This is a genomic window from Stenotrophomonas sp. Ps181 (assembly GCF_025697425.1).
Classification (GTDB): domain Bacteria; phylum Pseudomonadota; class Gammaproteobacteria; order Xanthomonadales; family Xanthomonadaceae; genus Stenotrophomonas; species Stenotrophomonas sepilia.
On the sequence record NZ_JAHWBI010000010.1, the window covers coordinates 1 to 22584 of the forward strand.

17 protein-coding genes and 1 riboswitch are annotated in these 22584 nt (G+C 67.4%); of the genes, 9 read left to right on the plus strand and 8 right to left on the minus strand.

The window, feature by feature from the left end; translation table 11 throughout:
* Positions 1-142: 142 nt before the first annotated feature.
* Positions 143-943 carry a UDP-2,3-diacylglucosamine diphosphatase gene (locus tag KXV01_RS18455; RefSeq protein WP_049414057.1) on the minus strand — a complete coding sequence of 267 codons (801 nt, stop codon included), beginning with the start codon at positions 941-943 and terminating at the stop codon, positions 143-145.
* Complete coding sequence (locus KXV01_RS18460; protein WP_111096797.1) at positions 940-2655, minus strand: lysophospholipid acyltransferase family protein; 1716 nt, start codon at positions 2653-2655, stop codon at positions 940-942. The genes KXV01_RS18455 and KXV01_RS18460 overlap by 4 nt, the downstream gene beginning before the upstream one ends.
* A gap of 338 nt (positions 2656-2993) precedes the next feature.
* On the opposite strand from KXV01_RS18460, the gene metK reads away from it, so the two are divergent.
* Positions 2994-4205, plus strand: coding sequence for a methionine adenosyltransferase (gene metK, locus KXV01_RS18465; protein WP_005408103.1), 1212 nt, complete (start codon positions 2994-2996; stop codon positions 4203-4205).
* Between the two features lie 138 nt (positions 4206-4343).
* Positions 4344-4850, plus strand: a complete 507-nt coding sequence (locus KXV01_RS18470; RefSeq protein WP_005415314.1) for an acyl-CoA thioesterase — start codon at positions 4344-4346, stop codon at positions 4848-4850.
* Positions 4851-4966: 116 nt separating this feature from the next.
* Here the strand turns inward: KXV01_RS18470 and ppc are convergent, their stop codons facing one another.
* A complete protein-coding gene (gene ppc / locus KXV01_RS18475) occupies positions 4967-7678 on the minus strand; it encodes a phosphoenolpyruvate carboxylase (protein WP_111096798.1) in 2712 nt (903 codons plus the stop codon).
* A 172-nt stretch (positions 7679-7850) separates the two neighbouring features.
* Complete coding sequence (locus tag KXV01_RS18480) at positions 7851-10367, minus strand: prolyl oligopeptidase family serine peptidase (RefSeq protein ID WP_263468002.1); 2517 nt, start codon at positions 10365-10367, stop codon at positions 7851-7853.
* A gap of 120 nt (positions 10368-10487) precedes the next feature.
* A riboswitch (S-adenosyl-L-homocysteine riboswitch) is annotated at positions 10488-10571 on the plus strand.
* Positions 10572-10607: 36 nt separating this feature from the next.
* Between KXV01_RS18480 and ahcY the strand changes: the two genes are divergently transcribed.
* The 3 genes from ahcY to KXV01_RS18495 all read left to right on the plus strand — a co-directional run bounded on the left by ahcY (position 10608) and on the right by KXV01_RS18495 (position 14491).
* On the plus strand, positions 10608-12053 hold the full coding sequence (gene ahcY / locus KXV01_RS18485) for an adenosylhomocysteinase (protein WP_111096800.1): 1446 nt from the start codon (positions 10608-10610) through the stop codon (positions 12051-12053).
* A 259-nt stretch (positions 12054-12312) separates the two neighbouring features.
* A complete protein-coding gene (locus tag KXV01_RS18490; protein ID WP_111096801.1) occupies positions 12313-13101 on the plus strand; it encodes a hypothetical protein in 789 nt (262 codons plus the stop codon).
* A gap of 49 nt (positions 13102-13150) precedes the next feature.
* Positions 13151-14491, plus strand: a complete 1341-nt coding sequence (locus KXV01_RS18495) for a peptidoglycan-binding domain-containing protein (RefSeq protein WP_240458961.1) — start codon at positions 13151-13153, stop codon at positions 14489-14491.
* Between the two features lie 61 nt (positions 14492-14552).
* Here the strand turns inward: KXV01_RS18495 and KXV01_RS18500 are convergent, their stop codons facing one another.
* Entirely contained in the window at positions 14553-15395 is an 843-nt protein-coding gene (locus KXV01_RS18500) for a tetratricopeptide repeat protein (protein WP_111096803.1), read from the minus strand.
* 96 nt (positions 15396-15491) lie between these two features.
* Here KXV01_RS18500 and ybaK point away from each other — a divergent pair, with 96 nt between their 5' ends.
* Both ybaK and KXV01_RS18510 read left to right on the plus strand, forming a co-directional pair.
* Positions 15492-15965, plus strand: a complete 474-nt coding sequence (gene ybaK, locus KXV01_RS18505) for a Cys-tRNA(Pro) deacylase (RefSeq protein ID WP_072167860.1) — start codon at positions 15492-15494, stop codon at positions 15963-15965.
* A complete protein-coding gene (locus KXV01_RS18510) occupies positions 15965-16450 on the plus strand; it encodes a hypothetical protein (protein ID WP_099495688.1) in 486 nt (161 codons plus the stop codon). Before ybaK ends, KXV01_RS18510 begins: the two co-directional genes overlap by 1 nt.
* Before the next feature lie 41 nt (positions 16451-16491).
* Here KXV01_RS18510 and KXV01_RS18515 read toward each other — a convergent pair whose 3' ends face one another.
* A complete protein-coding gene (locus tag KXV01_RS18515; protein WP_099495689.1) occupies positions 16492-17049 on the minus strand; it encodes a DUF3228 family protein in 558 nt (185 codons plus the stop codon).
* Positions 17050-17199: 150 nt separating this feature from the next.
* On the opposite strand from KXV01_RS18515, the gene metF reads away from it, so the two are divergent.
* Both metF and KXV01_RS18525 read left to right on the plus strand, forming a co-directional pair.
* Positions 17200-18027 (plus strand): methylenetetrahydrofolate reductase [NAD(P)H], encoded by an 828-nt coding sequence (gene metF / locus KXV01_RS18520; RefSeq protein WP_049439325.1) that lies wholly within the window; start codon positions 17200-17202, stop codon positions 18025-18027.
* 40 nt (positions 18028-18067) lie between these two features.
* Positions 18068-18652, plus strand: a complete 585-nt coding sequence (locus KXV01_RS18525) for a DUF4124 domain-containing protein (protein ID WP_111096804.1) — start codon at positions 18068-18070, stop codon at positions 18650-18652.
* 10 nt (positions 18653-18662) lie between these two features.
* Here KXV01_RS18525 and KXV01_RS18530 read toward each other — a convergent pair whose 3' ends face one another.
* Both KXV01_RS18530 and secA read right to left on the minus strand, forming a co-directional pair.
* Positions 18663-19616 (minus strand): Nudix family hydrolase, encoded by a 954-nt coding sequence (locus KXV01_RS18530; RefSeq protein ID WP_049413137.1) that lies wholly within the window; start codon positions 19614-19616, stop codon positions 18663-18665.
* A 101-nt stretch (positions 19617-19717) separates the two neighbouring features.
* Positions 19718-22450 (minus strand): preprotein translocase subunit SecA, encoded by a 2733-nt coding sequence (secA, locus tag KXV01_RS18535; RefSeq protein WP_111096805.1) that lies wholly within the window; start codon positions 22448-22450, stop codon positions 19718-19720.
* Positions 22451-22584: the final 134 nt, after the last annotated feature.

Below are 22584 nucleotides of genomic sequence, written 5' to 3' on the forward strand. Positions count from 1 at the left end.
AGAAAGCTGGCCAGGATCGCTTGGGGCGTCTTCAAGAGCGGCCGGGACTTTGACCCGGCCATGCTGAAAGTGGGTCAAACCTGCTTCCAGCAGGCTTGACCACGAACATAGGATCTCGGCTCTACAGTAGGACAGACGCGCGTTATGCCGCTTGCGACAACCGCGCGCCGGGCAGTTCCAGCAGGGTCTGGCCGCTGTGGTCGAGCAGGCGCAGCGCGCCATCGTGGTCTTCGGCCAGTGCGGTCAGGCTCTCCACCCAGTCGCCGTCATTGGCATAGACCAGGCCATCGCGTTCAATCAGCGCCGCGCGGTGGATATGGCCGCAGACGATGCCGTCCAGGCCACGGCGGCGCACGTCGTCCAGCCCGGCCTGCACGAAACGCTCGATGTAGCGTTCAGCGGCGCCACTGCGCTTCTTCAGGAACTCCGACAGCGACCAGTAGCGCATGCCCAGCCGTCGCCGCACTGCATTCAAGGCTTGGTTGCCGGTGAGGATGCGGTAGTACAGCCAGTCGCCGAACTTTTCCTGCAGGCCGCCGAAGTGGGTCACGCCGTCATACTCGTCGCCGTGCGCGACCAGCAGCCGGCGGCCATCGGCGGTCACGTGGATGGCGCGGCGGCGCACCTGCATCGCCGGCAGCATCAGACCGCAGACCTGGCGCAGCGAAGCATCGTGGTTGCCCGGAATGTAGATGATCTCGGTGCCGGCACGGCGCAGCGCGTGCAGCGCCTGGATGACCTCGCTGTGCGACTGCCGCCAGGTCGCACGGCGGTGCGCCATCCACCACAGGTCGATGATGTCGCCCACCAGGTACAGCCGTTCGCAGCGCAGCTGCGAGAGGAATCGCGCCAGCTCGGTGGCATGGCAATGGCGCGAGCCCAGGTGCACATCGGAGACGAACACCGCGCGCCGGTTCGGCGACAGGTTCGCCAGCATGCTCATGCCGGCGTCCCCGCGCCGCGCAGGTAGCGTTTGCGCTTGTTCGGCCGGACCGCGCACAGGTCCACCTCGATCAGGCCATCGATCGAATCGCTGAAGTCCGGGTCCACACCGAAGGCCAGGAAGCGCGCGCCGCCGGGTTCGCACAGATCGGTGTACTGGCGGTACAGCGTCGGCACGCCGGTGCCGAGTGCGGCCAGGTTGGCCTTGAGCACATCGAATGCGGCACCCGCATCCAGCTCGCCGAAACTCGGCGGCGCAGCGAAGTACTGGAAGGGGCGGTTCGATTCGGCCAGGCCCGCGCTACCGCTGTAGTAGCGCTGGTAGTACGCCACCAGCTGCTCGCGTGCGTCGCGTGGCAGGGCCGCGCTGATCGACACCGCGCCGAACAGGTAGCGGATCCCCGGCCGGCACTGCAGGTAGGCACCAATGCCCTGCCACAGGTAGTCCAGGCTGCGGCTGCCCCAGTAATCGGGCACCACGAAGCTGCGGCCCAGTTCCAGGCCCTCGGCGATGTGGGTGATGGCATCGTCGGAATAGCGGAACAGCGACGCGCTGTAGAGCCCGGACAGGCCGTGCCGGGCCAACGCGTGGGCACCACGCATGATCCGGTACGCGCCAGCGATGCGCTGCGCGGCGGCGTCCCAGATCACGATGTGCTCGTACTGCGGGTCGTAGTTGTCGAGGTCACGGCTGCGGCCGGTGCCCTCACCCACCTGGCGGAAGGTCAGTTCGCGCAGGCGGCCCAGTTCCAGCAGCAGTGGCGAATCGGCAGTGCAGGTGGCCAGCAGGATCTGCTTGCCGTCGGCGGTCTGGCCCAGCTGGGTGGCGGCAGCGATTCCAGCGGCGACCTGCGAAGGTGGCACCGGGGCGGCCAGCGGCTCAGGGCCTGCGCACGCAGCGGCATTGCCGGCCGCGCCGTTGCGGCCCAGCGCGTACAGCGCGCGGCGCACCGCCAGCAGCTGTGCGCCCGGGTCACCGCCCTTGCCCAGCTGCATCGGCTCGCCGATGCTCAGCCGCAGCGGGCGGCCACGACGGGTGAACATCTCGCGCGCCAGCAGCGCGGTGCCGGCCGGCTTGAACAGGGTCGAGGCGCCGTAGAACAGCGCCGAGTTGCGCGCTTCCACCCGCACAGGCAGCACCGGCGCACCGGCCGCGCGGGCAAAGCGGACGAATCCCCGCTGCCAACGGCCATCGCGGATGCCGCGCAGCGACAGGCGCGAGACCTCGCCGGCCGGGAACACGATCACGCACTGCTCGGCGGCCAATGCTTCCTCCACCGCGTGCAGGCTGCCGCGCTGCGCCTTGCCACCCAGGATGCGCACCGGCAACAGCAGATCCTGCAGCGGCGCGATCGCGCCCAGCAGGTCGTTGGCCACGATCCGCACATCGCGGCGGATACGGCCGACCGCGTCCAGCAGGGCCAGTGCATCCAGCGCTCCGGAGGGGTGGTTGGCGACGATCAGCAGGCGACCGGTGGCCGGGATCTTCGCCAGCGCGGCCGGATCCACCTGGTACTGGCCGCCGAGGAACTCCAGGCCGGCGGCGACGAAGCCGAATCCGCGCAATCCTGCACTGCGCTGCAGGAAGGCCTCGATCTGGTCCAGGCGCGACCAGCGGCCGACGCTGCGCAGCAGCGGCCGTGCCAGCTGACCACGGCGGCCATGGAACCAATCGGGGAAACGTTGCTGGAGACGCTGTTCGAGTTCCTGCATGGCGGATCCACGGATGCCCGGCGGCCGGATTGGCCGACAGCCTGCGCGCGGCAGGCGGCAGCCAGATGGCGGTTTCGGGGCAGAACGATGACGGCCGGCCCCCGCCTTGACGGCCGGGTCGCGGCCTGCGCGGTCGGGGGTTGGCCAGCCCCCGTCTGTTGTCACGCTGGTGGAACACTGGGCCTCGAGGCTGGCCCCCAATCCCGTCATGACGGCCGCTGCCGGGCCTACGCGGGCTTAACCACCGGCAACCGGTACGGGTTCACAATGCACAGGCGGCGCACCCCGTGTATCATGCGCGCCCATCTTTCCATCCGAATCAAGGGATATTACGCCTGATGTCCAGCTATCTCTTCACCTCCGAGTCGGTCTCCGAAGGCCATCCGGACAAGGTTGCCGACCAGATCTCCGATGCGGTGCTGGACGCGATCCTGACCCAGGACCAGCGCGCCCGCGTGGCCTGCGAGACCATGGTCAAGACCGGCGTTGCCATCGTGGCCGGTGAAATCACCACCAGCGCCTGGATCGACCTGGAAGCGCTGACCCGCAAGGTCATCACGGACATCGGCTACGACAGCTCCGACGTCGGCTTCGACGGCGCCACCTGCGGCGTGCTGAACCTGATCGGCAAGCAGTCGCCGCACATCGCCCAGGGCGTGGACCGCAAGAAGCCGGAAGAAATGGGCGCTGGCGACCAGGGCCTGATGTTCGGCTATGCCACCAACGAGACCGACAGCTACATGCCGGCCGCGATCCACCTGTCGCACCGCCTGGTCGAGCAGCAGGCCAAGATCCGCAAGAAGAAGAACTCGCCGCTGTCGTGGCTGCGCCCGGACGCCAAGAGCCAGGTCACCCTGCGCTATGAAAACGGCGTGGTCTCGGCCATCGACGCCGTGGTCCTGTCGACCCAGCACGCCCCGGGCATCAAGCAGAAGGACCTCATCGAGGCCGTCCGCGAAGAGATCATCAAGCCGGTGCTGCCGGCCAAGTGGCTGCACAAGGGCACCAAGTTCCACATCAACCCGACCGGCAAGTTCGAGATCGGCGGCCCGGTGGGCGACTGCGGCCTGACCGGCCGCAAGATCATCGTCGACACCTACGGCGGCTGGGCCCGTCACGGTGGTGGCGCGTTCTCCGGCAAGGACCCGTCCAAGGTCGACCGTTCGGCCGCCTACGCCGCCCGCTACGTCGCCAAGAACGTGGTTGCCGCCGGCCTGGCCGACCGTTGCGAAGTGCAGGTCTCCTACGCCATCGGCGTGGCTGAGCCGACCTCGATCTCGGTCACCACCTTCGGCACCGGCAAGATCAGCGACGACAAGATCGAGAAGCTGATCCGCAAGCACTTCGACCTGCGCCCGTACGGCATCATCAAGATGCTGGACCTGATCCACCCGATGTACCAGCAGACCGCGGCCTATGGCCACTTCGGCCGCAAGCCGAAGGAGTTCAGCTACCTCAACGGCGAAGGCGAGACCGTCAACGCCACGGCCTTCTCCTGGGAGAAGACCGACCGCGCCGCCGCCCTGCGCGCCGATGCGAAGCTGAAGTAAGCAACACGAAGGGCCGCTCACGCGGCCCTTCTGCTTCTGGTAGAGCCGGCCGCTGGCCGGCTTTTTCATGGCCTCCGGAAACAACCGCGTGGTTGCCGGCCAGCGTCCGGCACCACCGGTTGCCGATACAATCGCCGCATGTCGACCGAACTGAAAACCCACCAGCTGTCCATGACCGTGCTGATGTCGCCGGAGATGGCCAATTTCTCCGGCAAGGTCCATGGCGGCGCCATCCTGCGCCTGCTTGACCAGGTGGCCTACGCCTGCGCCAGCCGCTATGCCGGCAGCTACGTGGTCACCCTGTCGGTGGACCAGGTGATGTTCCGCCAGCCCATCGCGGTGGGCGAGCTGGTCACCTTCCTGGCCTCGGTGAACTACACCGGCACCTCATCGATGGAGATCGGCATCAAGGTGGTGGCCGAGGACATCCTCAAGCGCAGCGTGCGTCACGCCAACAGCTGCTTCTTCACGATGGTCGCAGTGGATGAAGAAGGCCGACCGACGCCTGTCCCGCCCTTGCAGCCGGCAACGTCCGACGAAAAGCGCCGCCAGGCCGCAGCACAGATCCGCCGCCAGCTGCGCCAGGAAATGGAACAGCGCCACCTGGAACTGCTGGCATCGAACCCGCCGTCGCCGGAGGAATGAGGTAGTGCCGGCCGCTGGCCGGCAACCTCGCGCGTGCTGCCGGACATCATGAGGTTGCCGGCCAGCGGCCGGCACTACCCTTTCGAATTCGCCGGGCCATGCCCGGCGGATGCGGATCAACCGGTGTTCTGCACACCCTGCGAAACGCCGTTCACGCACGCCACCAGTGCGCGCAGCAGATCGTCATCCTCGCGCCCGCTGGCCCGCCAGCGCTGCAGCAGGTCCACCTGCAGCACGCTGATCGGATCGACGTAAGGATTGCGCAGGCGGATCGACAGCGCCAGCCGTGCGTCGTGGTCCAGCAGCGTCTTCTGGTCCATCAACGCCAGCAGCCAGCGCCGGGTGAGCTCCAGTTCGCGCTGCACCTGCGGGAAGAAGCGCCCGTGCAGTTCACCCGACAACAGCGAGAACTGCTCGGCGATGGTGATATCGCCCTTGGACAGCACCATCGCGATGTCGTCCAGGAACGTACGGAAGAACGGCCAGTCCCGCGCCATATCGCGCAGGGCCTGTTCGTGGCCGGCATCGACCGCGGCCTGCAGGCCACTGCCCACGCCGTACCAGCCGGGAATCACCGCACGTGCCTGGCTCCAGGCGAACACCCAGGGAATCGCACGCAGGTTGCCCAGTGCGGCGTCCTGGCCGAGACGACGCGACGGCCGCGAGCCCAGCGTCATCCGCTCGATCACGTCGATCGGCGTAGCGGTGCGGAAGTAGTCCATGAAACCGGGCTGGCCAACGAACGCGCGATACACCTCGCTGCTGGCCGCAGCCACCGCATCCATCACCGGCCGCCAGCCGTCCTCGCGCGGCTCGGCGGCGCGCGGGCGCAGGCTGGCGCGCAGCACCGCGCCGGTGGCCTGCTCCAGTGAACGCAGGGCCAGCGCCCGGATGCCGTACTTTCGATGGATCACCTCGCCCTGCTCGGTCACCCGCAGGCGGCCATCGATGCTGCCGCGCGGCGACGCATCGACCGCATGCGTGGTCTTGCCGCCACCGCGGCTGATCGAACCGCCCCGGCCATGGAAGAAGGTCAATCGGATGCCCGCCTCTGCCGCCACCTCCAGCAGTTCCACCTGTGCACGCTGCAGGCCCCAGCGCGAAGCGGCGATGCCGCCGTCCTTGCTGCTGTCCGAATAACCCAGCATCACCATCTGCACGTCGTCGCGTGCCTGCAGGTGCGCGCGATAGATCGGGTCGGCCAGCAGGTCACGCAGGGTGGCGGTGCCACGCTTGAGGTCGTCCACGGTTTCGAACAATGGCGCAATATCCAGCGGCACCGAACCGCCCTCTTCCACCAGGCCACCACGACGCGCCAGCGCCAGCACCGCCAGCACGTCGCTGCGGTCGTGTGCCATCGAGATGATGTAGCTGCCCAGCGCGTCGCCGCCGTGGCGCGCGCGCGCATCGGCCAGTGCAGCGAACACGGCGTCCAGCCGCCGGTTGCCTTCGTCGTCGCCCTTAGGCAACGGCACCTCACCACTGGCATGCGGTGCCAGCAGGCGCGCGCGACCCAAGGCATCCAGACCGTCCCAGGCCGCGTCGCCGCCCAGCACCGTGGCCAGCGCGCGTGCATGCACGCTCGACTCCTGGCGTACGTCCAACCGTGCCAAGTGGAAGCCAAACGTCTTCACCCGCCACAGCAGGCGTTGCACCGCAAAGCCACCGGCATGTTCGCCGCGGTTCGCGCGCAGGCTGTCGAGGATCAGCTGCAGGTCGTCGATCAGTTCGTCCGGACCGGCGTAAGCGCCCTCGCCGTCATCCAGCGTGGCCTGCAGGCGCGCGCGCATGCGATCGTTGAGCAGGCGGTAGGGCATGTCGGCATGGCGCGGGCGCGACTGCACCTGCGGCAGCTGCTGCTGGTAGTACGCCACCCGCGCCTGCAGCGCCTCGCTCACGCCCACCCGCTCGGTGGACTGGCTGAGCAGGCTGGCCAGCTGCAGCAGTTCCTTCTGGTAGCGACCCAGCACGGCCTGCCGCTGCGCGTCCAGCGTCGTGCGGATGGTGTGGGCATCCACGTTCGGGTTGCCGTCCATGTCCCCGCCGACCCACGTGCCGAAGCGCAGCAGGCGCGGCAGCGGCAGTTCTTCGCCATAGGTGTCGCGCAGCGCCTGCTGCAGCGACTCGTACAGCACCGGAATCACCCGGTACAGCACCTGCACCAGATAGAAGCCGACGTGCTCGCGCTCGTCATCGACGGTGGGCCGCACCGGCGAGGAATCAGTGGTCTGCCACGACGCGGTCAGCGCCATGCGGAAGCGCGCAGCATCGGCGGCCGCTTCCCCCGGCGTGCGCTGGCCGTCGAGGTTGTCGACCAGGCTGGCCACCATCAGCTGCTCCTTCTCCAGCAGCGCACGGCGCACGGCTTCGGTGGGATGCGCGGTGAACACCGGCTCGATGTCGATGCGCGGCAGCCACTGCGCCAGTTCGTCCAGCGTCACGCCCTGCGCCTTCAGGTGCTGCAGCGCATCCTGCAGGCCATCGGGCTGCGCGCCTGCGGTACCGGCACGCTGGTAGTTACGGCGGCGGCGGATGCGATGCACGCGCTCGGCAATGTTGACCACCTGGAAGTAGGTGCTGAAGGCCCGCACCATGGTCTCGGCCTGCTGCGGCGTGCGCCCGGCCAGCCCTTCGGCCAGCTCCGACAGCGGCGCCTGGTTCTCGCGACGGGCGATGGCGCGGGTGCGCACGTCTTCGACATCGTCGAGGAAGGCCGCCGATACCTGCTCGACCAACAGGTCACCGACCAGTGCGCCGAGCCGGCGCACGTCATCGCGAAGCGGAAGATCGGGGGAAGCAAACTCGATGCTGCTGCGGTACTCGTTCATCGGCGACGCACAGGCCTCGGTCAACGGATCCAGACCCCAAGCCTAAACCAGAACGGGCAGCGTGCTGCGATGCAAAAATGGTTTCATCTGGTAGTGCCGGCCACTGGCCGGCAACCTCAGGCTGCGTGGGTCCATGAGGTTGCCGGCCAGCGGCCGGCACTACCCGGTCCGGTCAGCGCTTCTTCTTCGCCGTGCCCTGCCCGGCCGGGCCGATGGTCTGCTCCAGCCAGCGCTCGCTCTCGGCCAGCATGGTCATGATCGATTCGCGTGCGCGGTAGGCATGCGATTCGTTCGGCAGCATCACCAGCCGTGCGGTGCCACCCAGGCCCTTCACCGCGGCGAACATGCGCTCGCTCTGGATCGGGAACGTACCGGAGTTGTTGTCGTCCACGCCGTGGATGAACAGGATCGGATCCTTGATCCTGTCGGCGTAGTTGAACGGCGCCATCTTCTGGTAGACGTCCTGCGCCTGCCAGTAGTTGCGCTCCTCGGCCTGGAAGCCGAACGGGGTCAGCGTGCGGTTGTAGGCGCCGCTGCGCGCGATGCCGGCCTTGAACAGGCGCGTATGCGCCAGCAGGTTGGCGGTCATGAACGCACCGTAGGAATGGCCACCGATGGCGATGTGGTCGCGATCGGTCACGCCACGCCGCACCACTTCATCCACGGCTGCCTGCGCGTTGGCCACCAGCTGTTCGATGTAGGTGTCGTTGGGCTCCTTGTCACCCTCGCCGATGATCGGCATCGACGGGCTGGCCAGCACTACGTACCCTTTGGCCAGGAACGCCTGCGGGCCCCAGTAGCTGACCGCGTTGAAGCGGTACGGCGAATCGGTCACCTGGCTGGCCGCGGCCGCGCTCTTGAACTCGCCCGGGTAGGCCCACATCAGCAGCGGGCGCGGGCCGTCGCGCTTGGGGTCGTAGCCCGGCGGCAGCAGCAGGGTCGCGGTCAGATCGACGCCATCCTTGCGCTTGTAGCGGATCTGCTCCTTCTGCACGCCCTTCAGCTGCGGCAGCGGATGAGCGAAGTGGGTCAGCGCGCGCGGTGCGGCGCTGGCATCGGCCAGCGACTGCACGTAGAAGTTGGCCGGCTCATCCGGGCTCTCACGGCTCAGCAGCAGCGAGCTGCCCTGGTTGTCCAGCAATGCCACCGGCAGCGAATAGCTCGGCGCCTGCGAATGGAACAGGCGCGTCGCCTTGCCCGTGGCGATGTCGAAACGGTCCACGAACGGACGGTCACCTTCCGGCGAAGCACCGGCACCGGCCAGGTACAGGCTGCCACCATCGGGGCTGGTCTGCAGCAGCGAGCGACCACGTTCATCGCTGGCCAGCAGCGGCCGCCCCGGATCGGCATAACGGTCCTGCGCGTCACGATCCCACAGCAGGCGCGGCTCGGCACCGGCATCATCCGGGGCGATCAGCCAGGTCTTGGTCTTGCGTGTCTTCCACCACGACTCGGTCAGCAGGGCCAGGTCGCCACGGCCCCAGTTGATGCCGCTCAGGCGGCTGCCAAGCTGGGCCAGGGTCACCGGCGGCTTGTCGAACGGCGCGGCCTGCATCAGCACCGCATCGCGCACCCTGGCTTCCCGGTTCGGGTCGCCGCCGTCCTGCGCTTCGGCCCAGACCAGGGTGGCGTCGGCATCACCGCGCCAGCTGATGTCGCGCACGCCGGTCACTTCGGCATCGTTGCCGGTCGGCAGGCCTTCCACCAGCGGGCGCACCGCCACGGTATGCACCAGCTTGCCGCTGGCACGGTCGATCACTTCGATGCGGCGCGGGAAACTACTCACCGGCACCACGTAGGAGTACGGGCGCTGCACCGGCTGGCGCAGCACGAAGCGGCCGTCGGGCGACACCGAGAAGCCCATGAAGATGCCGGCTGCACCGATCGCGCGGGTACTGCCATCCAGGCCGACTTCCATCGGCTGGGTAGTAGCGTAGTAATCGAACTGGCGGGCGTCGGCCTCGTTCTTCAGCAGGTCCTGGTAGGTGCGGATCGACACCACGCCGCCGCCCTGGCTGGTCTGCTGCACGGCCGGGCCGGTCGGGACGCCGTCGGCGGCCGGGGCTGGCCCCGGGTTGGCCGGGCGGGTGAACACCACCAGCCCGCGGTTGTCCGGCAGCCACTGGTAGCCGCTGCCGATCACCGTGTTCAGGCCGGCAACCAGGCGACGGGCACTGCCACCGGCCACATCCACCAGCCACAGTTCATTGGCGCCACTGGCAGCGTCGACCTGGTTGAAGGCCAGCCACTTCTGGTCCGGCGACCACATCACGCTGGCGATCGACAGCGTGGCCGGCAGGCCGGTGATCGGCCGCTCCTTGCCGTCGGCCACGTTCATCAGCCACAGCTTCTCGCCGAAGCTGAAGCGGCTGTCGGAGAACGTGCGCGGGTTGATGCGCAGGCCGGCCAGCTTCAGTTCCGGCTGCGCCACCACCTGGATCGACGGCAGCGACGGCATCTGCATCATCGCGGCCACGTCGCGGCGCGGCGACAAAAACAGCGACGGCGCGCGCGGGGCATCGACCACTGCCTGCAGCGCGGCCGACGGCAGTTCGTAGCCGTTGACGCCCTGCGCCTGCGCGGCAACGGGCTGCGGCGCTGCCGCCCAGGCCAGCGGGGCCACCGCCAGCAGTCCCATCGACAGGACCAGGCCGGTCCACCGCCGCGTACGGCGCGCGTGCATGCTCATCGTTCCACCTGTGTGATGCGTGAAAACACCGACCTTAACAGGCCATGCACGCGGCCCCATCTGCCGATGGTTGGGTCATGCCGATGTCACGCCGGGGCCGCGATATAATGGGGGTTCTCCCCTGCCGAGGGGCGCTGCGACCGGATCCGACGAGGCCCGGCCAGGCTCGGTAAGGTGGCTTTGTAACAACGGCGCCCGGCTAGATGCGAGCACCCGCTCGCCCACAACCGGAGCACACGAATGAACGCTGTTGCCAAGACCTTCTCCACCGAAGGTGATTACAAGATCCGCGATATCACGCTGGCCGACTGGGGCCGCAAGGAACTGGACATCGCCGAGCACGAAATGCCGGGCCTGATGTCGATCCGCCGCAAGTACCAGGCCGAGCTGCCGCTGAAGGGCGTGCGCGTGACCGGCTCGCTGCACATGACCATCCAGACCGCGGTGCTGATCGAGACCCTGAAGGACATCGGCGCCGATGTGCGCTGGGCCTCGTGCAACATCTTCTCGACCCAGGACCACGCGGCTGCCGCCATCGCCGCCACCGGCACCCCGGTGTTTGCCTGGAAGGGCGAGACCCTGGAAGAGTACTGGGACTGCACCCTGGACGCGCTGACCTTCACCCTGGCCGACGGCACCCTGACCGGCCCGGAACTGGTGGTCGACGACGGCGGTGACGTGACCCTGCTGATCCACAAGGGCTACGAACTGGAAAACGGCAGCGACTGGGTCAACACCCCCTCTGCCTCGCACGAAGAACAGGTCATCAAGAACCTGCTCAAGCGCGTGGCCAAGGAGCGCCCGGGTTACTGGGGCCGCGTGGTGAAGGACTGGAAGGGCGTCTCCGAAGAGACCACCACCGGCGTGCACCGCCTGTACCAGCTGGCCCAGGCCGGCACCCTGCTGATCCCGGCGATCAACGTCAACGACTCGGTCACCAAGAGCAAGTTCGACAACCTGTACGGCTGCCGCGAGTCGCTGGCCGACGGCCTGAAGCGCGCGATGGACGTGATGCTGGCCGGCAAGGTGGCCGTGGTCTGCGGCTACGGCGACGTCGGCAAGGGCTGCGCCGCGTCGCTGCGTGCCTACGGCGCGCGCGTGATCGTCACCGAGATCGACCCGATCTGCGCGCTGCAGGCGGCGATGGAAGGCTATGAAGTCAACACCATCGAGTCGACCCTGGGCCGTGCCGACCTGTATGTCACCACCACCGGCAACCGCGACATCATCCGCATCGAGCACCTGAGCGCGATGAAGGACCAGGCCATCGTCTGCAACATCGGCCACTTCGACAACGAGATCCAGGTCGACGCACTGGCGTCGTACCCGGGCATCAAGCACGTCAACATCAAGCCGCAGGTGGACAAGTACATCTTCCCGAACGGCAACGCGATCTTCCTGCTGGCCGAAGGCCGCCTGGTGAACCTGGGCTGCGCCACCGGCCACCCGAGCTTCGTGATGTCCAACAGCTTCGCCAACCAGACTTTGGCCCAGATCGACCTGTGGGCGAACAAGGACAGCTACGAGAAGAAGGTCTACCTGCTGCCCAAGAAGCTGGACGAGGAAGTGGCCCGCCTGCACCTGGAAAAGATCGGCGTGAAGCTGACCACCCTGACCCAGGACCAGGCCGACTACATCGGCGTGCCGGTGGAAGGCCCGTTCAAGCCGGACCACTACCGCTACTGATGCCTGCGGGGTGCCGGCCAGCGGCCGGCACTACCGGTGCAGGCGGGGCCGGATCCCTTTCCGCATGAAAGGGCTCTGACCCCGGCAACGTATGCAGACAGGACGGGCGCCTTCGGGCGCCCGTTCTGCGTTGCGGCACCCGGCAACCGATCCGCGCACCCTGTCACGGAGCACTAAGAAGCCGCTTGCTAGGCTTTACGCCCGCGTGGGCTGCCAACGGCAGGCCATGCGCCGGGACGCAGACACCAAAGGACAGGACATGCCGCGCAACCGTGAACGACTGAACCGGGCCATGAAGCCCCTGATGACCCTGTGCTGGGTGGCCCTGATGGCCGCCTGCACCCCACCTGCCGGCGAAGCCGGCGCTACGGCTCCGGCTGCGGCCAGCGGACAGGCCAGCCCCGCAGGCAAGGCCGCCGACGCGCCCGCCACGGTCGCCGACACGAGCGCTGGCTGCGCCGATGCAGCGTCGCCGGCACAGACCCTGGTCTGCAGGGACCCGACCCTGACCGGCCTGGATGCGGACGTGGGCAAGGCGGTCACTGCCGCACAGGCCACACTCGATGCAGCAGGGCAGAGCAAGCTGCACGCCGAACAGCAGCGCTGGCAGGAGCACACCCGCGACCTGTGCACCGATGCACAGTGCCTGCAGCAGGTGTACACCGATCGCCTCAAGGTGTTGTCCGCCACGCGTGACGGCCTGATCGACCAGGATGCATGCGAAGCCCCTGACGGCCAGCAGCAATGCGTGGACCTGCTGGTGCTGCGCGATCCCAACAGCCAGCTGGCGAACTTCAACACGCTGCTGGGTGAGAACGGCCAGGAAGGCCGCCTGCTGGGCTGCACGGCTGCCACGAACATGGGCGGCGGCCCCAACGCCCTGCTCGCAGCCAACTGCACCCAGGAAACCTCCGCCGGCAGGCGCAACGTGCAGCTGTGCAGCAACCAGATGGTTGGCCAGTTCGCCCTCGAACCGGCGCCGGCTGCTTACGGTACCCAGGCCATCCGCCAGCTGCTCCGCTTCACCCAGCAGCACTGCGCGGGCTGACAATCGCCGGGCACGCCCGGCGCTTTACCCTCATTGAAGGACGATGACCATGGCAACGGATTCCACCATTACGCGCGAACAGCTGTCCACGCTGTTCCTCAACACCGAGCTGGGCGGCAACACCCGCCACCTGGACCACTTCTCATACGCACAGAAAGGCGCAAGCACCTACTCGTTCGGGCTGGTGCAGTTCGATGTGGGCGGCAATCCGCAGGCCAGGCGCTTCCTGCGCGACAACGGCTTCACCGATGGTGACATCGCACTGTTGTCCCAGCAGGGAGGATTAAGCACCCAGCAGCTGGCGGCGCTCGACGCCAAGTTGCAGGCCATTCCGCAGGCCAGGATGGATGAGCTCACCAACGCCAAGCTGGACAGCGCCATCGAGCGTGTCGATCAGGCCATCGCCAAGGTGCGTGCAACCAATCCGGCCGCGGCCGATGCCATCGCCGCCAACCCGGAGTTGCAGCTGGCCATGGCGGACTATGACAACCAGTTCGGCAGCATGGGCCCGCAGTTCATCAGCTATCTGGCCGGCAATGCGGAAAAGCTGCAGGGCGGCACCGTCCAGGCCGGCAATCCGCCGACGCGCGGCGACGTGCAGAACTTCGTCGATGCCACCAAGTACGGCATCCAGTCGCAGGCCGCCGTAGCCAGCCGCGATGAGCGCTTCGACCGGGCCATGGTCCAGATCGGCATCACCCCCACCCATGCTCCCTCGCACGGGTCACCGGGCACGCCTGCGGGCAACGGCGTGCTGGTCAACGGCAGCAAGGGCGATGAGGTGCAGGCCATGCAGCAGAAGCTGTCCGACCTGGGCTATCTGGGCAAGGACGGCAAGCCGCTGGTGGCCGATGGCGATTTCGGCCCCGGCACCGTGGAAGCGGTCAAGCAGTTCCAGCGTGACCACCAGCTCACCGTTGACGGCAAGGCCGGCGGCGCAACCCTGGGGGCGCTGGAGGCGGCCACCCAGCAGCGTGCACAGGCGGCCGAGCCGACCATGGCCACCCCGGGCCACGCCGACCACCCACGCTACCAGCAGGTCGTGGACAAGCTGGAAGCACTGGAAGAACAGCGTCGCCAGGGCGGCCTGTCGCCGCTGTTCAATGACCGCAGCCAGCTCGAGAACGCCGCAGGCCAGGTAGCCTACGAATCCAAGGTAGCCGGCATGAGCCAGGTCGATACCGTGCTGGCGCGGCCGGACAACCAGGGCGTGTTCGCGGTGCAGGGCCAGCTCGGCGATCCCGCCATGCACCGCACCTACGTCGACCTGTCGCAGGCGGTGAACCAGAACCTGCAGGACAGCACGCGGCAGAGCCAGGCGCTGGACAACGAGCTGTCACAGCGGCAGACCCAGGAACAGATACAGACGCAGCAATCGATGTCGCGCTGATCCCGCGTCGCGGGGCTGGATCCCTTTCCAAGGGAAAGGGCTCCGGCCCCATGGCCCGGAGCTACATGCGCTGCCGGTCGTCGTGCAGCGCACGCTGGCACCGTGCGGCGAAGTCGCGCCGCCAGGCCTCCAGATCGAAGCCTTCGCGCTGCTGGAAGGAAACAGTCTCGCTGCTCAACACGTAGCAGCGGTTCTGGCTCACGCGCAGTGCCGCCAACGTATCTCCCGCATCCCAGCACTGATCGATGCACGCCTGCATCAGCGCATAGTCCGGGTTGGTCTTGGCGCCGCCGAAGGCGAACCCCATCTGCTGCGCCATCGCCAGCACAGGATCGCCGGCCGCATCGGTGGTCCGCAGCATGCGCAGCACGCCGGGCTCGGGAATGCCGAAAGCCCAGTTGGCCAGGATCGCCGCACGTGCCGCCGCCACGGCCGCCGCGTGCTGGCCCAGGCGCATCTGCTGCCCTGCCAGCAGGGCCCACGCGCGCGGCAGTTCCGGAAAGCGGCTGCAGGCGTCCTCCAGCAACGCAATTGCCTGGGCCGGTTCGGCGGCCTGTACATGCCGCTGCGCGCGCTCGATCAAGGGCAACGGCGATCCCGCATCCGGTACCGCGTGCTCACGCGGCTCGCAGCCGTCATCGTCGTCCTGTTCCGCGCCACCGGCATCCAGCCACTGCGCGAAGACATCCAACGAGGAATGGCGGAAGACCATGCGCCCCTCGTCATGGAACATTTCGCAGACCACGGGCGGCTCAGCCTCCCGACCCAGTGGCCAGTACAGACCGAACTGATCACCGTTGCCCAGTGCACCTTCGGCGATCGGCCAGAAGCCCTGCGGTGGGTACGGACCCGCGCACGGTTCGCTATCCAGGGTCAGGTCATGAAGCAGGGGCGGTGCGCGCATGATGAGATTCCAGACGGTGTACAGCGCGCATTATCGCAGGGGCCCTCCAGCAGCCTCGGTCAAGGCAGGTTGTTCCCTGCGCGCTACGATGCGCGCATGACCCCCGCCATCAATCTGCTCAAGCGCGAGAACATCGCCCACAGCGTGCGCAGCTACGTGCACGATGCCCATGCCGCCTCCTATGGTGGCGAAGCCGTGGAAAAGCTCGGCCTGGACCCGGCGCAGGTGTTCAAGACCCTGCTGGCCAGCACCGACACCCACGAACTGCTGGTGGCCATCGTGCCGGTCGCCGGCCAGCTGGACCTGAAGGCGCTGGCGGAAGCCGCCCGCTGCAGGAAATGCGAGATGGCCGCCGCTGACGCCGCACAGCGTGCGACCGGTTATCTGGTCGGTGGCATCAGCCCGCTGGGCCAGAAAAAGCGCCTGCGCACCTTTCTTGATTCCAGTGCGGAATCCCTGCACACACTGCATGTCAGCGCCGGCCGTCGTGGCCTGGAAGTGGAACTGGCACCGGGCGATCTGCTGCAGCTCACCGGCGGACACTTCGCCGCCATCGGCAAGGCACGCTGATGCGCTGGCCCTGGACTGCGACGCCCATGCTCAACGATGCCCACGCCCAGGCGCTGCTGCAGGACCTGCTGTCAGGCGACGGCGGGCGCATCACCGACGCCGCGCGTACGCTCGCCCGACTGTTCGATGCGGCGCCGCTGGATGCGCTGGCACCGCACGTGACGTTGATCGAGCAGCACAGCGCAGGCATAGCGCTGGGCGGCATGCTGGTCAGCAACCAGGCGCACCTGAAGGCGGCGCTGCAGCGGCTGCGCTTCTGGCGCGCGGGCACCGGCTGCCTGTGTGCGCTCAACCCCGGCTATCCGTTCTTCGACCCCCGTCGGCTGATCGAACACGGGCAGATGCAGCTGCTGTCGCTCGACGCAGCGGAGGATGGCTGGGGCGACTGCCATCGCGTCGCCTGCACCCACTGCGGCCAACACTGGCAGGCGATCGACCGCGAGTATCACTACCCCTGGTGGGAGTGGAAAACCGTCGAACGATGAAGCAGCCACGCATGGCGTGGCTGTACTGGCCTGTCCTTCCCTTACGGCCGCCAATTGGCGTTGTTCTCCCAGAATTCCACCGCACGCCGGTACGCCTCGCGGTCCAGCGGCACGCCGGAACCGCCCTCTTCCACGCCCAGCGCATTGCGCATCATCGTGATCGGGGCCATCGGCACTTCGTCCGGCTCAGCGGTGTAGATGCAGCCGACGATGCCCCACTCAGCCCCGATCGGCGAGCCTTCCTTCGCAAGCTGCTCCGCGCTGTACAGGATGACGACCAGATAGTTGGCGCGCGGCGCTTCCACGCCTTCGAACCAGCGCACCAGTACCGGCAGTTCTTCCCGGTTGCGCGCCTCGTAACCACTGCGCAGCAGATGGCGGTTGGCCTCGGTGATCGGCACCGTCAGGCACCGGGTGCTGGTCCAGTTCTCATAGACGAACAGTTTGCAGAAGGGGGCATAACCTTGCAGGACCTTCATCGGTTCATGGGCATTGAGGTACGCCTCGAACTGTTCGGCAGTGCAGTCCTGGATGGTGTTGCCGCGCGGCATGCGCGGGAACAGGCGGGGACGGGCGAAATCGGTAAGGACGATGGACATGGTGCGGCGCGATCTGGGAATCCGCCGCACAGAGTAACCGCTGGCAGCGCCTGCACGGCCGTACGCTCGCGGCGCCCGCACACAGAATCATTGAACATCCATCTTGATGAAGCGATATACTCACCCGCCCCGACCGCCGCCATCCGCGCCATGACTGCCATCAGCTTCGAGTTCTATCCGCCCAAGACCGACGAACAGCGCAGCCAGCTGGACCGTGCTGCGGCCAAGCTGAAGGACTACGCCCCCGAATACGTGTCGTGTACCTTCGGCGCCGGTGGCTCGACCCTGAGCTATACCTCCGAGACCGTGCGCCATCTCAACCAGCACCATGGCTTCGAGGCGGCGCCGCATCTGTCCTGCGTCGGCGGCACCCGCCAGGAGATCCGCGAACTGCTCAAGCTGTACCGCGCCATCGGTTGCCATCGCCTGGTTGCGCTGCGTGGCGACCTGCCCTCCGGTATGGGCTTCCCCGGCGACATGCGCTATGCCGCCGAGCTGATCGAGTTCATCCGCGCCGAACACGGCGATGCGTTCCGCATCGAAGTGGGCGCCTACCCGGAGACCCACCCACAGGCCTCCGATGCACTGGCCGACCTCAAGCACTTCAAGGCCAAGATCGATGCCGGCGCCGACGCGGCGATCACCCAGTATTTCTACAACCCGGATGCGTACTTCCACTTTGTCGATGCCGTGCGCCGGCTCGGCGTGCAGGTACCGATCACGCCCGGCATCATGCCGATCGCCAACTTCAGCCAGCTACGCCGCTTCTCCGAGCAGTGCGGTGCGGAAATCCCGCGCTGGATCAGCCGCAAGATGCAGGCCTATGGCGATGACGCCGAATCGGTGCGGGCGTTCGGTACGGAAGTGGTGGCCAAGCTGTGCCAGCGGCTGGTCGAGGGCGGCGCGCCGGGCCTGCACTTCTACACCCTGAACCTGGCCAGGCCGACCACGTCGGTGCTGAAGCTGCTGCACGGCTGAAAGCACGCCATGCCACCGCGATCGGCGCTACCCTGCGTCGATGAACCGGCTTTCCTTCCTGCTGTTGCTGCTGTCATTGTGCTCGGCGTCGAGCGTGGTCCATGCGCAGTCCCCACGCTTGAACCGCTGCACTGATGCGCGGGGGCAGAGCGTGTACACCGACCGCCCCTGCGACAGTGTCGGCGCCCGATCGCGATTGCCACCGCCCGCGCCCACCGGCAGCACCCTGCCGCGCGACACCCTGGGGGCGCGCTGCCCACGGCGCCTGAGCGAGCTGGTGGACGCACTGCGCGTCGGCATCCTCAGCAACGATGTGAACCGGTTGTCGTCGCTGTACCTGTGGGGCGCAGTCTCCGATGCCGGTGCGCAGCGCATCCTCGGCCAGCTGGAATCATTGGTCCGTCGGCCGCTGGTAGACGTGGTACCGGTGTATGCCTCGCAGGCGCTGCCGCAATCGCAGGATGAGGATCAGAGCGCTGCGGCGCAGGGATCCGACCCGGAGCCGTCGGCCGTGCGGCATCCGGTCGGCCTGCGCCTGGAACAGACGCTGCCCGGCAGCGTGTCGCGCGCTTCGACGGTGCTGGGGTTGCGTCGGCAGTATGGGTGTTTCTGGATCACGTTGTGACCGGGAGGGCTCACGCCGGCCACAACCCGCCGATCGCAGCGATACCCTGCCCACCATGGCGGCGGGCTTCGGCGATATGGCCGGCGGCCATCCCACCCAACGCGTAGATCGGCAGCGACACCTGCGCGCGCAGCGCGGCGAAGGCCTCCCAGCCCAGCGGCTCCGCATCGGGATGGCTGGCCGTGGCCTGCACCGGGCCAAGCACCGCGAAGTCGCAGCCCAGCCGCTGCGCCGCCTGCAGCTGCTCCAGGTCGTGGCAGGACGCGGCGACAAGCTGCCCTTCCGGCAACGGCCGTTCCTGCAGGTCCTGCAGCTGCTCGCTGCCCAGGTGCACACCCACGCCCAGTGCGCGTGCCAGCGCCACATCGCGGTTGAGCAGCCATTGCACGCCGCGACGATGCGCGCGCACGGCCTGTTCGATCATGGCCTGCCGTTGCGGGTGTTCCGGTGGCAGGCGCAGCTGGATGCGCTGCTGCCCTGCGGCTACTGCCCGCAACAGTTGCTCGTGCCACTGCTGCACGCCTCCGATGCCGTCAGCCGGCGCCGGGGTGATCAGGTAGCGGTCCGGTTGGCGCAGTGCGGCCACCACCGGCAGGTCGGCCGGCGGCATCGAATAGCGGCCCAGCTTGTCCTGCGCCACCCAGGTGATCGCCTGGCCTTCGCGGCCGCGCGGGGTGCCCTTCCAGCTGCGCACATGGCGCACTTCCAGGGTCAGGTGCTTGTCCGGATAGCGCTGCGGCACATCCATCAGCCAGGGCCCGACATCGGCCTCGATGCCCAGCTCTTCGCGCAGTTCACGCGCCAGCGCCTGTTCGGAGGTCTCGCCGGATTCGCGCTTGCCGCCGGGGAATTCCCACAGGCCGGCCATGTCGCGGTTCTCGGTACGGCGGTTGAGCAGCACGCGGCCCCGGGCGTCGGTGATGACGGCGGCCACGACGTGGATCGATCGGGTGGGGGAATGCATGGGGGCAGCATGCCCAGAACAGGGCGACCAGCGCAATCACGGATCCGGGCCGGACGCCGGCTGCAAAGCAGAAGGCCCCGCTTGCGCGGGGCCCTCCGGGGTCAGCTCAGCTGGCCGTGGCAGTGCTTGTACTTCTTGCCACTGCCGCACGGGCATGGATCATTGCGGCCGATCTTCGGCTCGTCGCGCTGCAGCGTGGCCACACCCTGCTGGGCGGCTTCCACCTGCGCGGCTTCCTCGTCGGCACTGTAGCCGCCCGCATCCTGGTGCTGGAACTGCGACTGGCTCAGGCGCGCCTGCGCCTGCTGGCGCTCGGCGGCCTCCAGGGCCTGCACTTCCTCGTCGCTGCGGATACGCACGCGGGCCAGCAGGGTCACCACTTCGCGCTTGACGTTCTCCAGCATGTCCGAGAACAGCTCGAAGGCTTCCTTCTTGTATTCCTGCTTGGGCTGCTTCTGCGCGTAACCACGCAGGTAGATGCCCTGGCGCAGGTAATCCATGCGCGCCAGGTGCTCCTTCCAGCTCTGGTCCAGCACGGTCAGCATCACGTGCTTCTCCAGCGCGCGCATGGTCTCTTCGCCCAGGCTGGCTTCCTTCTCGGCGAAGTGCTGGTTGACGCGCTCCTGGACCTTGCTGGCGATGGCCTCGGCGTCCAGTTCCTCATGCTGCTTGACCAGGTCGGTCAGCGACATCTGCAGGCCGAAGTCCGACTCCAGGGTCGCTTCCAGGCCACGCAGGTCCCACTGCTCGTCGATCGAGTTCGGCGGCACGAAGCGCGCCACGGTGTCGAAGATCACGTCGTCACGGATGCCGTCGACGTTGGCCTTCACCGACTCGGCGTCCAGCAGCTCGTCGCGCTGGGCGTAGATCACCTTGCGCTGGTCGTTGTTGACGTCGTCGAAGTCCAGCAGGTTCTTGCGGATGTCGAAGTTGTGGGCCTCGACCTTGCGCTGCGCCTTTTCGATCTGGCGGCTGACCAGGCGGTCCTCGATGACGTCGTCTTCCTTCATGCCCATCATGCGCATGGCCTTCTGCACCCAGTCGGAGGCGAAGATGCGCATCAGGTTGTCTTCCAGCGACAGGTAGAAACGGGACGAACCCGGGTCACCCTGGCGGCCCGAACGGCCACGCAGCTGGTTGTCGATACGACGCGATTCGTGGCGTTCGGTACCGACGATGTGCAGGCCGCCGGCGGCCTTCACTGCATCGTGGCGCTTCTGCCATTCGGCCTTGACCGCCGCCTTCTGCTCGTCGGTCGCGTCCTCGCCCAGGGCGTGGATCTCGGCTTCCAGCGAGCCGCCCAGCACGATGTCGGTACCACGGCCGGCCATGTTGGTGGCGATGGTCACCGCCGCCGGGCGGCCCGCGTTGGCGACGATGGTCGCTTCGCGGTCATGCTGCTTGGCGTTGAGCACTTCGTGCTTCACGCCGGCCTTGCTCAGGTGCTCGGACAGCATTTCCGAGGTTTCGATCGAAGTGGTACCGACCAGCACCGGCTGGCCGCGCTTGGCGCACTCTTCGATGTCGGCCAGCACCGCATTGAACTTGCCCTTGCGGTTGAGGAACACCTGGTCCGGGCTGTCCTTGCGGATGGTCGGGCGGTTGGTCGGGATCACCACCACTTCCAGGCCATAGATGCTCTGGAACTCGAACGCTTCGGTATCGGCCGTACCGGTCATGCCGGACAGCTTCTTGTACATGCGGAACAGGTTCTGGAAGGTGATGCTCGCCAGCGTCTGGTTCTCGCGCTGCACCGGCACGCCTTCCTTCGCTTCCACCGCCTGGTGCAGGCCGTCGGACCAGCGGCGGCCGGCCAGGGTACGGCCGGTGAACTCGTCGACGATGACCACTTCGCCGTCGCGCACGATGTAGTCAACGTCGCGCTGGTAGATCGCGTGCGCGCGCAGGGCGGCGTTGAGATGGTGGACCACGGTCAGGTTCTGCGCCGCGTACAGGCCTTCGGTTTCGCCGTTGAGGATGCCGGCTTCAACCAGCAGCTGCTCGGCGTGCTCCATGCCCGCTTCGGACAGGTGCACCTGCTTGCCCTTCTCATCGACCCAGAAATCACCTTCGCCGTCCTCGCTCTCCTGCTTGACCAGGTGCGGCACGACGCGGTTGACACGGATGTACAGCTCCGGGGAATCGTCGGCCGGACCGGAGATGATCAGCGGGGTACGCGCTTCGTCGATCAGGATGGAGTCGACTTCGTCGACGATGGCGTAGTGCAGGCCGCGCTGGTAGCGGTCGGCCTTGGACAGCGCCATGTTGTCGCGCAGGTAGTCGAAACCGAATTCGTTGTTGGTGCCGTAGGTGATGTCCGCAGCGTAGGCGTCGCGCTTGTCGCTGTGCGGCATGCCCGGGTACACCACGCCCACGCTCAGGCCCAGCCAGTTGTACAGCTTGCCCATCTGCGCGGCGTCGCGGCGGGCCAGGTAGTCGTTCACGGTGACCACGTGCACGCCCTTGCCTTCCAGTGCGTTGAGGTACACCGGCAGGGTCGCCACCAGGGTCTTGCCTTCACCGGTGCGCATTTCTGCGATCTTGCCCAGGTGAAGCACCATGCCGCCGATCAGCTGCACGTCGTAGTGGCGCATGCCCAGCACGCGGCGACCGGCTTCGCGGCAGACCGCGAACGCTTCCGGCAGCACCTTGTCCAGGGCTTCACCGTCAGCGATGCGCTGCTTGAACTCCGGCGTCTTGGACTGAAGCTGCTCGTCGGACAGCTTCTCGATCTCCGGCTCCAGCGCATTGATCTTGGCGACGATGCGGTTGAGCTGGCGCAGCTGTCGTTCGTTACGACTGCCAAATACGCGGGTAAGCAGGCTGTTGATCATTGAAGGAACCGGGTTGGATGGACACGACGCCCGGCCTCCCCCTGGGGATCCGTCCGCCGCAAACGAAACAGGGCGCCTGGCGCCCTGTCGATGGCAACACCCATTGTAGCTTGGGACGGGCGCGAGGGGTTTCA

Bases quoted from the DNA above. Each gene is read 5' to 3' on its own strand.
- KXV01_RS18530 (WP_049413137.1), bottom strand. From the start codon at position 19,616: ATGCATTCCCCCACCCGATCGATCCACGTCGTGGCCGCCGTCATCACC.
- ybaK (WP_072167860.1), top strand. From the start codon at position 15,492: ATGACCCCCGCCATCAATCTGCTCAAGCGCGAGAACATCGCCCACAGC.
- KXV01_RS18500 (WP_111096803.1), bottom strand. From the start codon at position 15,395: ATGCGCGCACCGCCCCTGCTTCATGACCTGACCCTGGATAGCGAACCG.
- metF (WP_049439325.1), top strand. From the start codon at position 17,200: ATGACTGCCATCAGCTTCGAGTTCTATCCGCCCAAGACCGACGAACAG.
- ahcY (WP_111096800.1), top strand. From the start codon at position 10,608: ATGAACGCTGTTGCCAAGACCTTCTCCACCGAAGGTGATTACAAGATC.
- KXV01_RS18515 (WP_099495689.1), bottom strand. From the start codon at position 17,049: ATGTCCATCGTCCTTACCGATTTCGCCCGTCCCCGCCTGTTCCCGCGC.
- KXV01_RS18480 (WP_263468002.1), bottom strand. From the start codon at position 10,367: ATGAGCATGCACGCGCGCCGTACGCGGCGGTGGACCGGCCTGGTCCTG.
- ppc (WP_111096798.1), bottom strand. From the start codon at position 7,678: ATGAACGAGTACCGCAGCAGCATCGAGTTTGCTTCCCCCGATCTTCCG.
- metK (WP_005408103.1), top strand. From the start codon at position 2,994: ATGTCCAGCTATCTCTTCACCTCCGAGTCGGTCTCCGAAGGCCATCCG.
- KXV01_RS18490 (WP_111096801.1), top strand. From the start codon at position 12,313: ATGCCGCGCAACCGTGAACGACTGAACCGGGCCATGAAGCCCCTGATG.
- KXV01_RS18525 (WP_111096804.1), top strand. From the start codon at position 18,068: ATGAACCGGCTTTCCTTCCTGCTGTTGCTGCTGTCATTGTGCTCGGCG.
- KXV01_RS18460 (WP_111096797.1), bottom strand. From the start codon at position 2,655: ATGCAGGAACTCGAACAGCGTCTCCAGCAACGTTTCCCCGATTGGTTC.
- KXV01_RS18510 (WP_099495688.1), top strand. From the start codon at position 15,965: ATGCGCTGGCCCTGGACTGCGACGCCCATGCTCAACGATGCCCACGCC.
- KXV01_RS18495 (WP_240458961.1), top strand. From the start codon at position 13,151: ATGGCAACGGATTCCACCATTACGCGCGAACAGCTGTCCACGCTGTTC.
- KXV01_RS18470 (WP_005415314.1), top strand. From the start codon at position 4,344: ATGTCGACCGAACTGAAAACCCACCAGCTGTCCATGACCGTGCTGATG.
- KXV01_RS18455 (WP_049414057.1), bottom strand. From the start codon at position 943: ATGAGCATGCTGGCGAACCTGTCGCCGAACCGGCGCGCGGTGTTCGTC.
- secA (WP_111096805.1), bottom strand. From the start codon at position 22,450: ATGATCAACAGCCTGCTTACCCGCGTATTTGGCAGTCGTAACGAACGA.